The following is an 11,889-nucleotide window of genomic DNA, read 5'->3' as shown; positions in this document are numbered from 1 at the left end:
AAGGGAAAATGGTAAAGGATTTGACGGTCGGAAGACCGGAGAGTGTGCTTTGGAGGTTTTGCCTGCCATTGTTCGGAAGTGTTGTTTTTCAACAGCTTTATAATATTGCGGACAGTCTTGTAGCAGGAAAATTTGTCGGAGAGAATGCGTTGGCGGCAGTGGGGAACAGTTATGAGATCACTTTGATATTCATCGCGTTTGCATTCGGATGTAACATTGGGTGCTCGGTGATCGCCTCTCAGCTTTTTGGGGCGAAAAAATACAATGATATGAAAACGGCAATCTATACGGCGCTGATTTCAAGTGGTGTATTATGTGCAATGCTGATGCTTGGAGGACTCCTGTTAGGAGGGCAATTGTTGCAGCTTATCCATACACCGGAGAATATACTTGCAGATTCCAAACTCTATCTGGACATTTATATCTGGGGATTGCCATTTATGTTTTTCTATAATATTGCAAATGGTATTTTTTCGGCTTTGGGAGATTCGAAGACACCGTTTGTGTTTCTGGCTTTATCATCTACGTCAAATATTGCGGTTGATATTCTGTTTGTCACAGTGTTGAAGATGGGAATTGCCGGAGTGGCATGGGCGACTTTTCTGTGCCAGGGGGTGAGCTGTGTGCTTGCAATGATCGTGGTGTTCCGGAGACTTGCCGGTATTCATACGGAAGGGAATCTGGATGTGTTTTCCTGGAAACTTTTTAAGAAAATTGCGGTTATCGCCGTGCCGAGTATTCTACAGCAAAGCTTTGTTTCTGTAGGGAATATTATCATACAGAGTGTGATCAACAGTTTCGGAGCGGGAGTGATTGCCGGTTATTCTGCGGCAATCAAGCTCAACAATCTGGTTATCACATCGTTTACGACTCTGGGAAATGGAATTTCCAATTACACAGCCCAAAATCTCGGGGCAAAGAAACCGGACAGAATCCGGGAGGGAATGCGTGCCGGGATCAAGATGGTATGGGGCCTGTGTGTACCGCTGGTGTTATTATACCTTCTGGCGGGCAAAATGCTTCTGCTCCTTTTTATGAATCAGGATTCGGTGACGGCACTGGCGACCGGGAATCAGTTCCTGAGGATCGTGGCACCGTTCTATTTTGTGGTATCAGTGAAACTGGTTGCTGACGGTATTCTGCGAGGAGCAGGAATGATGAAACAATTTATGATTGCCACTTTTGCGGATCTGATTCTCAGAGTAGCACTTTCGATCGTATTTTCAAAGGTGATCGGCCTTGGTCCCGTCGGAATCTGGCTGTCGTGGCCGGTGGGATGGACTTCGGGAATGCTGCTTTCAGTCTTGTTTTACAGAAAGAGTCCGTGGATGAAGAAAATGAATAAAGAAAAGAACAGCTTCTAAAGGAGAAGCTGTTCCAATTCCCGTATATTCTGAATCCGTACTTCGGCTTCCGGAACCTCGCCAAAACCGTATTCCGCAAAGATGAACGGAACACCGGCTTTTTGGCAGGCATCATAATCTCCCATGGTGTCACCGATATAGCAGACGTCTTTTAAATGGTTTTTTTCCATTAAAATGCGGATGCTCTCATTCTTGGGCCGTCCTGTCTGGCCGAAGCAGAGTGTATCTTTTACAAAAGGACCCAGGTTCGTTCCTTCAAGAAAAACTTCAATGTATCCACATTGACAATTGCTGACGATATAGAGATCAAATTTCTCGGACAGTGCCTGGAAAGCTTCCCGCACACCGGGATAAAGGGTTCCTGGCTCTGTGGCGAGCAGCCGGTTTTCGTATGCAAAGCAGAGATCTCCAAGGCGGCTGCGATCTTCCTCTGAGAAGGAAGGGAAGAGTGCGGCTGTGATTTCGTTCATGGTTTTGCCGAATAAAGATTTGATCTTTGCGGCAGTCAGATCGGCGGGAAGATCTGAATTTTCATTTATGGCCTGGTTCCAGGAACGGGCGACGACTTTAGTCGAATCCCAAAGTGTTCCGTCTACATCAAAAATAATTCCATCCATTTTTAATATCCTCCGGAAATAGTTTGTAAAATTTGTACTATTATAACATAGAAGAAAACATGCGTCAAAATTTGAATCAGGATTGTTTCTGTAAAAATGTAAAAAATAAAGACGCATTATAGAAAAAAATGAAGTTGAATTTGTGCATATTTCCTAATGCATCAAAATATGGTGTTTTTTCTATTGACAAACAGGAGGATTTGGTGTAAGATTTCAAACATAATTTTAAACAGAGTGCGCTCTGTTTGTTGGGAGGAAAAAGAATATGAGAAATGTGAAAAAATGGTTAGCCGTTGCTATGGTTGCCGCGATGACCGTATCGATGGCAGCAGGCTGTGGCTCAAAAAGTGAAGGAGAAAAAAGCAGCGGCTCAGACAGTGAAGTAATCAAGATCGGTGCAATCGGACCGGTTACCGGTGCAGCAGCTGTTTATGGACAGGCTGTTAAGAATGGTGCTGAACTGGCAGTTGAAGAGATCAATGCAGCCGGCGGTATCAACGGAGCACAGGTTGAATTCAAATTCGAAGATGATGAGCATGATGCAGAGAAAGCAGTTAATGCATACAATAACCTGAAAGACTGGGGAATGCAGGCACTCCTCGGAACCGTAACTTCAGCACCGTGTGTTGCTGTAGGTGAGGTTGCAAATCAGGACAATATGTTCCTTCTTACACCGTCAGGAACAGCAGTAGAATGTGTACAGTATGACAATGCATTCCGTGTATGTTTCTCTGACCCGATGCAGGGACTTGAATCAGCAAAATATATCGGAGAAAACGGCCTTGCTTCAAAAGTAGCTGTGATCTATGACAGCTCTGATGTTTATTCAACCGGTATCTACGAAGCATTCGTAAAAGAAGCAGCTAATCAGGATTTCGAAGTAGTTGCTGCAGAAGCATTTACATCAGAAAGCAAGACAGACTTCTCTGTTCAGCTTCAGAAAGCAAAAGACTCCGGAGCAGAACTTGTATTCCTGCCATTCTACTACTCAGAGGCTTCTCTGGTATTGAAACAGGCAGCAGGAATGAACTACAACCCGATCTTCTTTGGATGTGACGGTATGGACGGAATTCTTGCAGTAGAAGGATTTGATGCGAACCTGGCTAATAACCTGATGTTCTTAAGTCCGTTTACACCAACTTCTACAGATGAAGCAATTCAGAAATTTGTAACAGCTTTCAAAGATAAATACGGCGATACTCCGAACCAGTTTGCAGCAGATGCTTACGACGGAATTTATGCAATGAAGGCTGCAATGGAAAAAGCAGATGTGAAACCGGGAATGGCTTCATCCGATGTGTGTGATGGCCTGAAATCTGCAATGGTTGAAATCGAAATTGATGGTGTTACTGCAAAAGGTCTTACATGGGAAGCAAGCGGAGAACCGAGCAAGGAACCAATGGTTGTTAAGATTGAAAATGGTGACTACGCTGTTGTAGAATAGGATTCATTTTATGGAAGGCTATCTTATGGTAGCCTTCTGTTTTTGTACATGTTATAATATATTTCAAAAAGGAAAGGAATGTGAGAATTATATGAGTTTTATATCTTATCTCATTAATGGCATAAGTCTGGGCAGTGTTTATGCTATTATAGCGCTTGGCTATACAATGGTTTATGGTATTGCTAAAATGCTGAACTTTGCTCACGGGGATGTCATAATGATCGGTGCTTATGTGGTGCTGACTGTGATTACGGGGGCAGGGCTTCCTCCGGCAGCGGCAGTTCTCATTGGAATTGTTTTTTGTACAGTACTTGGTATATTGATCGAGACAATTGCATACCGACCGCTTTTAAATGCATCTTCTTCACTTGCTGTGCTGATTACGGCAATTGGTGTCAGCTACCTGCTTCAGAATCTGGCACTCTTGATTTTCGGAGCTAACACGAAGTCTTTTACATCTGTAGTCAAGGTACCTTCATTGGTGCTTGCAGGTGGTAAACTGACAATTTCAGGAGAAACGATCGTTACGATTCTTTCTTGTGTTGTGATTATGACCGGTATGCAGCTTTTTATCAAGAAGACAAAAGCAGGACAGGCAATGAGAGCAGTTTCGGAGGATAAGGGGGCTGCACAGCTGATGGGTGTGAATGTAAATGGAACGATTGCGCTGACATTTGCAATCGGATCTGCACTCGCGGCAATCGCAGGTGTTCTTCTTTGCTCTGCATATCCGACTCTTACTCCGTATACCGGATCTATGCCCGGTATCAAGGCTTTCGTTGCGGCGGTATTCGGCGGAATCGGATCGATTCCGGGTGCTATGATCGGCGGGATCCTTCTTGGTGTGATTGAAATATTCGGTAAAGCATATATTTCTTCACAGATGGCAGATGCAATCGTGTTTGCAGTGCTGATCGTGGTTCTGATCGTGAAACCTACAGGGCTTCTTGGCAAGAATATTCAGGAGAAAGTGTAGGTGGCAATGATGAAAAATATAAAGAAAATGAACAAAACGACAAAGAGCAATTTGCTTACATACCTGATGGTCATTGCGATTTATGCGGTTGTACAGATTTTAGTGGCTACAGGAAATGTGTCCAGTCTTCTTCAGGGACTTCTGGTGCCGCTCTGTGCATACATTATTCTGGCTGTCTCTCTTAACCTTACGGTTGGTATTCTGGGTGAACTGAGCCTGGGACATGCCGGATTTATGTGTGTGGGAGCATTTACCAGTGCATTCTTTTCAAAATGCATGGTGGATGTGATTCCATCTTCCGGAATCAGATTTTTTCTGGCACTTTTGATCGGAGCGGCTACAGCGGGAATTTGTGGAATCTTAATCGGTATTCCGGTGCTTCGGCTGAAGGGCGACTATCTTGCGATTGTAACGCTGGCGTTTGGTGAGATTATTAAAAATATTGCCAATATCCTTTTCATCGGAAAAGATTCGAACGGACTTCATTTTTCTACGAAGGATTCCATATCCCTTGGACTGGAAGAAGGCGGCAAGGTTATCATCAACGGACCGCAGGGAATTACAGGAACACCTAAGGATTCTACATTCACGATCGGTGTACTTCTGATTCTTCTGACGCTGTTCATTGTTCTGAATCTGATTCATTCACGCAGCGGCCGTGCAATCATGGCGATCCGTGATAACCGTATTGCGGCAGAATCAGTCGGAATCAATATTACAAAATACAAGTTGATGGCATTTGCGATTTCTGCCGCACTTGCGGGAGTTGCAGGAGTTATGTATTCCCACAACCTTGCGACGCTGACAGCTACAAGCAAAAACTTCGGTTACAACATGTCAATCATGATTCTTGTATTCGTTGTTCTTGGCGGTATCGGTAATATCAGAGGTTCGATCATTGCGGCAATCGTTCTGACGCTTCTGCCGGAGCTTCTGAGAGGTCTGCAGGACTATCGTATGTTGATCTATGCAATCGTTATGATCGTGATGATGTTATTCAACTGGGCGCCGAAAGCGATTGAAATGAGAGAAAAATTAGCGGCTAAACTTAAAGCCGGCAGGAAGAAAAATACAAAGGAGGCTGCATAGTTATGGCATTATTGGAAGTGAAGAATCTCGGAATCTCCTTTGGCGGTCTTCACGCGGTAAATGAATTTCATATGGAAATTGAAAAAGGGTGCCTGTATGGGCTGATCGGACCGAATGGGGCCGGAAAAACGACGGTATTTAACCTTCTTACCGGAGTATATAAACCGACAGAAGGAATCATTACACTGGATGGAGAGAATATCGTAGGAAAGAAAACGATTGATATCAACAAGGCCGGAATTGCCAGAACGTTCCAGAATATTCGTCTGTTCAAGGGACTGTCTGTACTGGACAATGTCAAGGTAGGGCTTCATAATCATCATAAATATTCGACAATTGAAGGAATCCTCCGTCTGCCGAAATATTATAAAGTGGAAAAAGAAATGGATGAAAAAGCGCTGGAGCTTCTTAGCGTGTTCGGACTTGATAAATATGCCGATACGCTTGCCGCAAACCTCCCATACGGCAAGCAGAGAGAGCTTGAGATCACAAGAGCACTGGCAACAGAACCGAAGCTGCTTCTTCTGGATGAGCCGGCGGCAGGTATGAACCCGAACGAGACACAGGATCTGATGAACACGATCCGTTTTGTAAGAGACAAATTTGACATGACGATCCTTCTCATCGAACACGACATGAAGCTGGTATCCGGAATCTGTGAAAAACTGACTGTGCTGAACTTTGGACAGGTGCTTGCTGAGGGTGAAACCAGTGAAGTGCTGAATAATCCGGAAGTAATCAAGGCATATCTGGGCGAATAGGAGGGATGACGGACATGGCAATGCTTGAAATTAAGGATATTGAAGTATATTACGGCATGATTCAGGCAATCAAGGGCATTTCCTTCGAGGTCAATGAAGGGGAAGTCATCGCTCTGATCGGTGCCAACGGTGCGGGAAAGACGACGACCCTGCACACGATCACAGGTCTTCTGTCACCAAAGAAAGGCTCTGTAATCTTCGAAGGAAAAGACATTACAAAGGTTCCGGCACATAAGATCGTGTCTCTGGGAATTGCGCATGTACCGGAAGGACGAAGAGTCTTTGCGGAACTGACCGTATATGAGAACCTGAAGATGGGCGCTTATACAAGAAAAGATAAGGACGAGATCGAGAAGACGCTGGAAATGGTCTACAAACGTTTCCCGCGTCTGGAAGAGAGAAAGAATCAGCTCGCAGGAACCCTAAGCGGCGGCGAGCAGCAGATGCTGGCGATGGGACGTGCACTGATGTCTCATCCGAAGATCATTGTAATGGATGAACCTTCCATGGGACTTTCTCCGATTCTGGTTAATGAGATCTTTGATATTATTCAGGAAGTAAGCAAGGGCGGAACGACGGTACTTCTTGTAGAACAGAATGCAAAAAAAGCACTTTCTATTGCGGACAGGGCATATGTACTTGAGACAGGTAGAATTGTTCTGGAGGGCGATGCAAAAGTATTGATGAACGATGATTCTATTAAAAAAGCATATCTTGGTGAATAGGAGGAGTGCAAATGGAAAACATTGTAATTACGGTTGCGAGACAGTATGGAAGCGGCGGAAAGACGATCGGAGAGATGTTTGCAAAGGAAATGGGGATTCCCTGCTACGGAAGCAATCTGCTTGAGATGGCATCTGAAGAAAGCGGAATTGCTGAGCATCTGTTCCGGCAGTTGGATGAAAAGCTGCAGAACAGTCCGATCCTCCGCATGACGACGGACGTCTACACAGGCGATGTGATCCCGCCGTCCAGCAGTGATTTCGTTTCGGCGAAGAACCTGTTTAATTATCAGGCGAAAATCATGAAACGGCTGGCGGAAACCGAAAGCTGTGTGATCATCGGGCGTGCGGCGGATTTTGTCCTGAAGGACTATCCGAATGTAGTCAGTGTGTTCGTCCATGCATCGGAAGAATTCAATCTTGCGAGAGCGATGGAACGCAACAGCATGACAGAAAGTGAGATGCAGAAGTTCATTGCAAAGACCGATAAATATCGTGCGGATTACTACAGGCACTATACCGGACGTGAGTGGACCGATGCGAGAAACTATGATCTCTGTCTGAACAGCGGAAAGCTGGGATTTGAGAAATGTGTGGAAGAAATCAAGGCATACATTAAAGTCAGATTTGAATAAGAATCGGGAAAAGAACCCGGAAAGAATGATGAGTGTGTCATTCTTTCCGGGTTTTTACTATTTAGAAATTTTGAAATTTTGTGAAATAATAGTTGAAATATACCCATATGGGGTATATAATAAGCGAAAAAGGAGGTGTAAAAGAAGATGGAGGAGCGAGTAGAATGTGCGTGCCATAAGACAAAGGAACGTTCTGAAAAAGAGTATAAAGATCTGCTCAATCGCCTGAACCGGATCGAAGGACAGGTACGCGGAATCAAAGGAATGGTAGAGCGGAATGCATATTGTACGGATATCCTGATCCAGGTATCGGCAGTCAATGCCGCACTGAACAGTTTTAATAAAGTGCTTCTTGCGAATCATATAAAGACCTGTGTGACAGACGACATCCGGGCAGGTAAGGAAGAGACGGTGGATGAACTGGTCGCGGTACTTCAGAAGCTGATGAAGTAGGAAAGCATACTTGAATTTCTAAGAATGATTCGTTTTTATGTAGTAAAGAATAAGAGAAAACGAAAAGGAGACATAAATGGAACAATATACAGTTACGGGAATGAGCTGTGCGGCGTGCAGTGCCCGTGTGGAAAAGGCAGTATCGAAAGTGGAGGGAGTCACGTCCTGTTCGGTGAGCCTTTTGACGAATTCAATGGGCGTGGAAGGAACTGCTTCCTCTGCCGCTATCATAAAGGCGGTGGAAGAAGCCGGTTATGGGGCGTCCAGAAAAGGAGAGACTGTGCAATCCGGAAAGAGCAGGAGTATGGAAGCGGAGGAGATGCTGAGAGATCATGAGACACCGATTTTGAAAAAAAGGCTGGTCGCATCCCTTGGATTTCTCATTGTACTTATGTATTTTTCTATGGGGCACATGATGTGGAACTGGCCGCTTTCCCCGTTTTTCGAGGGAAACCATGTTGCAATGGGGCTTTTTCAGATGCTGCTTACGATCAGCATTATGGTGATCAATCAAAAGTTTTTCATCAGTGGATTTAAAAGTCTCTGGCATAAGGCACCCAATATGGATACACTGGTGGCTCTTGGATCGGCAGCATCTTTTATTTACAGTGTGTATGCGCTGTTTGCGATGACGGATGCGCAGGTCAGAGGAGATATGGAAGCAGTCATGTACTATATGGATGAGTTTTATTTCGAATCGGCGGCGATGATCTTAACATTGATCACAGTTGGCAAAATGCTGGAGGCCCGCTCGAAAGGGAAGACGACGGATGCGCTGAAAAGCCTGATGAAGCTGGCACCGAAGACGGCTGTTGTGGAAAGAAATGGAAAAGAAATGGAGGTTTCCATCGAACAGGTCAAAAAGGGAGACATTTTCGTGGTCAGGCCGGGTGAGAATATTCCGGTTGACGGCATCGTGCTGGAAGGAATGAGTGCAGTCAATGAGGCGGCGCTCACAGGAGAGAGTATTCCGGTCGACAAGGCTGCCGGGGATATGGTGTCGGCGGCGACATTGAATCAGTCCGGTTTTATGAAATGCGAAGCTACGCGGGTAGGAGAAGATACGACATTGTCGCAGATCATTCAGATGGTAAGTGATGCGGCTGCGACGAAAGCACCGATCGCCAAAGTGGCAGATAAGGTTTCCGGTGTGTTTGTACCGGCGGTCATCACCATTGCTGTGATTACAACTATTGTCTGGCTGCTCGCAGGTGAAAGCATTGGATTTGCCCTTGCAAGAGGAATCTCAGTGCTGGTAATCAGTTGTCCGTGTGCGCTGGGACTTGCCACTCCAGTTGCAATCATGGTCGGAAACGGTATGGGGGCGAAACACGGAATCATGTTTAAGACCGCTGTGTCGCTGGAGGAGACCGGGAAAATGGAGATCGTCGCACTGGATAAGACCGGCACGATCACGAATGGAGACCCGAGGGTAACGGACATTATACCGGCAGAGGGTATTACAGCAGATGAGCTTCTTCGGATGGCATATGCGTTGGAGAAACCAAGTGAGCATCCGCTGGCAAAAGCGATCATAGCATATGCTTCCCAGAAGGAAATGAAAGCGGTGGAAGTCAAAGAGTTTCAGGCACTTCCGGGAAATGGGCTCACAGCTTTATGCGGAGAAAACAGGTTGAATGGCGGAAACTATGAATTTATCCGGAGCAGGGCAGAAATTTCCGCAGAAATGAAAAAGCGGTCTGAGGTTCTGGCAGAGGAAGGAAAGACTCCGCTGTTCTTTGCAAAGGATGAAAAGCTTGCCGGTATCATCGCCGTGGCAGATGTGATGAAAGAAGAGAGCCGGCAGGCGGTAAAAGAACTGCAGAATATGGGAATTCATGTGGTTATGCTGACCGGAGACAACGAGCGTACGGCGAAGGCGATCGGAAGGCAGGCCGGTGTGGATGAAGTGATCGCGGGGGTACGTCCGGAAGGAAAAGAAGCTGTGATCCGCAGACTTAAGAAGCAGGGAAAAGTTGCCATGGTCGGTGACGGAATCAACGATGCACCGGCGCTGACCCGTGCAGACATGGGAATTGCCATCGGAGCAGGTACGGATATTGCGATTGATGCGGCGGATGTGGTTCTGATGAAGAGCCGTCTTACCGATGTACCGGCAGCGATCCGGTTAAGCCGTGCGACTCTGAAAAATATCCATGAAAATTTGTTCTGGGCATTCTTTTATAATACAGTCGGGATTCCGCTTGCGGCGGGGGTATGGATTCCGGTCTTTGGCCTGAAACTGAATCCGATGTTCGGCGCTGCGGCGATGAGCCTTTCCAGCTTCTGCGTCGTGACAAATGCATTGCGGCTGAACTTATTCCGTATGTATGATGCGGGAAAAGATAAGAAAATCAAAAAGAAAAAAACGAAAAAAGTGGAGGAAAAATCAATGGAAAAAACAATGAAAATTGAAGGCATGATGTGCGGACACTGTGAGGCGAGAGTGAAAAAATGTCTGGAGAAACTTCCGGAAGTAGATGTGGCAGAAGTCAGCCATGAGGCAGGGACGGCAGTGGTGAAGCTGAATGCAGAGATTTCTGATGACGTACTGAGAAAGACGGTGGAAGATCAGGACTATCAGGTGATCTCTGTGGAGTAAAATGTAAGATTTGATTTCTTTGAAACGGATGAGCGGGAAAACGTTCATCCGTTTTTTCTTTGGAAAATTATGAATCGTATGTTGTTTTTGATTCTGCAATTATTTCTTGACAACTCAGCCAAATCTCTCTATAATAGCCCCACTTCGAAGGATTATTGTTTTGATTAACCGAAAAGTTAATTAATCAGGTGTACACCAACAATGGCAGGAGATGAGGAAAAGTGGTATTGAATGAATTTAATACGGAAGGGGTAAAGGTCAGCTTTGTATATATGCCTTCCTGGGAAATGTTCATGTCGATGCATGTTTTGGCTGTTCCGGAACACCACCTGGAGCGTCGGCGGTGGTATCAGCGGATTGAAAAAGAGCATGGGAACCTGGTTGAACACAAAGACGAAGGAATTCCGCAGGATTTTCTGAATGTGTTCCGTGCATTGGGAGATGAGACACGACTGAAAATTATACGTGAAATACTAAATGGAACACGGACAACGAAGGCTTTGGCAGGAAAGGTCGAAGTGACGGAGGCGGCAGTTTCAAAACATCTTAAGATACTCTGGGAAGCGGGGCTTCTGGAGAAAAAGCGGTGCGGTAACTATGTAGAGTATTATGTCTGCAGAGATGTGATTGATTTTATTCCCTATCGTTTTTATGAACTGATGCAGTAAGAAAAGAGGGAAGAAAAATGTTTCAGGTAGTTGTATCAACATATCAAAAAAACCGAATTGGAATCCGGCGGGCTATGCCATGGTCTTTTATTGTTTCAAGGATCATAACCGGCGTGACTCAGATCGTATTTCCGTTTTTTATTTACCATTATTTCCTGAAAGGGAATTTGAACGCTCAGTATTATCAGTATACAGGAGGAGCGGATTACATGACCTATGTGGTTCTTGGATCGGCAATAAATGTTCTGGCGGTATCGACACTTAGGAATGTCGGAAGAGCACTGATCACGGAATTGCATTTCCGATCCAGTACCTGCCGGAATGGATGCAGAGATTTGCACAGATTTTTCCACTAACACCGGCTGTGGAGCTGTTCAGGAATGTGGTGATACATCAGAAAAGCTTTATAGATAATAGATACCTTATATGGAGAATCCTTCTGCTGGGAGGAATTTATGCCGGACTTGGAAGTCTGTGGCTATGGAAAAAGGAACAGACAGTTGTGGAAAATATTTTCGGAAAAGAGGAATAGGTATGGAAAAAAAGTATGAGAACAAG

12 protein-coding genes are annotated in these 11,889 nt (G+C 45.2%); 11 read left to right on the top strand and 1 reads right to left on the bottom strand.

The features are described 5' to 3' along the window. Positions 1-8: 8 nt before the first annotated feature. Positions 9-1,364 carry an MATE family efflux transporter gene (locus ACTNBF_RS02775; RefSeq protein ID WP_427820830.1) on the top strand — a complete coding sequence of 452 codons (1,356 nt, stop codon included), beginning with the start codon at positions 9-11 and terminating at the stop codon, positions 1,362-1,364. Here ACTNBF_RS02775 and ACTNBF_RS02770 read toward each other — a convergent pair. Continuing rightward, a complete protein-coding gene (locus ACTNBF_RS02770) occupies positions 1,361-1,981 on the bottom strand; it encodes an HAD family hydrolase (protein WP_427820831.1) in 621 nt (206 codons plus the stop codon). The two genes, ACTNBF_RS02775 and ACTNBF_RS02770, sit on opposite strands and share 4 nt — an antisense overlap. A 265-nt stretch (positions 1,982-2,246) precedes the next feature. Here ACTNBF_RS02770 and ACTNBF_RS02765 point away from each other — a divergent pair, with 265 nt between their 5' ends. From ACTNBF_RS02765 to ACTNBF_RS02720, 10 genes are all read left to right on the top strand, one after another. Beyond that, entirely contained in the window at positions 2,247-3,425 is a 1,179-nt protein-coding gene (locus ACTNBF_RS02765; protein ID WP_427807195.1) for an ABC transporter substrate-binding protein, read from the top strand. 91 nt (positions 3,426-3,516) lie between these two features. Then, positions 3,517-4,401, top strand: coding sequence for a branched-chain amino acid ABC transporter permease (locus ACTNBF_RS02760; protein WP_427807196.1), 885 nt, complete (start codon positions 3,517-3,519; stop codon positions 4,399-4,401). Positions 4,402-4,410: 9 nt separating this feature from the next. Next, the gene (locus ACTNBF_RS02755; protein ID WP_427807267.1) at positions 4,411-5,490 is read left to right on the top strand and encodes a branched-chain amino acid ABC transporter permease; all 1,080 of its coding nucleotides are present in this window, start codon (positions 4,411-4,413) and stop codon (positions 5,488-5,490) included. A gap of 2 nt (positions 5,491-5,492) precedes the next feature. Next, positions 5,493-6,251, top strand: a complete 759-nt coding sequence (locus ACTNBF_RS02750; protein WP_427820833.1) for an ABC transporter ATP-binding protein — start codon at positions 5,493-5,495, stop codon at positions 6,249-6,251. A 14-nt stretch (positions 6,252-6,265) separates the two neighbouring features. After that, the gene (locus tag ACTNBF_RS02745) at positions 6,266-6,976 is read left to right on the top strand and encodes an ABC transporter ATP-binding protein (RefSeq protein ID WP_427807198.1); all 711 of its coding nucleotides are present in this window, start codon (positions 6,266-6,268) and stop codon (positions 6,974-6,976) included. Positions 6,977-6,987: 11 nt separating this feature from the next. Continuing rightward, complete coding sequence (locus ACTNBF_RS02740; RefSeq protein WP_427807199.1) at positions 6,988-7,608, top strand: AAA family ATPase; 621 nt, start codon at positions 6,988-6,990, stop codon at positions 7,606-7,608. Between the two features lie 147 nt (positions 7,609-7,755). Continuing rightward, positions 7,756-8,061 (top strand): metal-sensing transcriptional repressor, encoded by a 306-nt coding sequence (locus tag ACTNBF_RS02735; RefSeq protein ID WP_427820834.1) that lies wholly within the window; start codon positions 7,756-7,758, stop codon positions 8,059-8,061. Positions 8,062-8,137: 76 nt separating this feature from the next. Next, entirely contained in the window at positions 8,138-10,663 is a 2,526-nt protein-coding gene (locus tag ACTNBF_RS02730) for a heavy metal translocating P-type ATPase (protein ID WP_441024647.1), read from the top strand. A gap of 221 nt (positions 10,664-10,884) precedes the next feature. After that, positions 10,885-11,331 carry a metalloregulator ArsR/SmtB family transcription factor gene (locus ACTNBF_RS02725; protein WP_441024648.1) on the top strand — a complete coding sequence of 149 codons (447 nt, stop codon included), beginning with the start codon at positions 10,885-10,887 and terminating at the stop codon, positions 11,329-11,331. A gap of 17 nt (positions 11,332-11,348) precedes the next feature. Further along, positions 11,349-11,687, top strand: a complete 339-nt coding sequence (locus ACTNBF_RS02720) for a hypothetical protein (RefSeq protein WP_441024649.1) — start codon at positions 11,349-11,351, stop codon at positions 11,685-11,687. Positions 11,688-11,889: the final 202 nt, after the last annotated feature.

It is taken from the genome of Bariatricus sp. HCP28S3_A4 (genome assembly GCF_052066395.1).
Taxonomy (GTDB): Bacteria; Bacillota; Clostridia; order Lachnospirales; family Lachnospiraceae; genus Allocoprococcus.
Note: the sequence above shows the minus strand (reverse complement) of the source record. Positions and strands in the feature narration are given on the sequence as shown.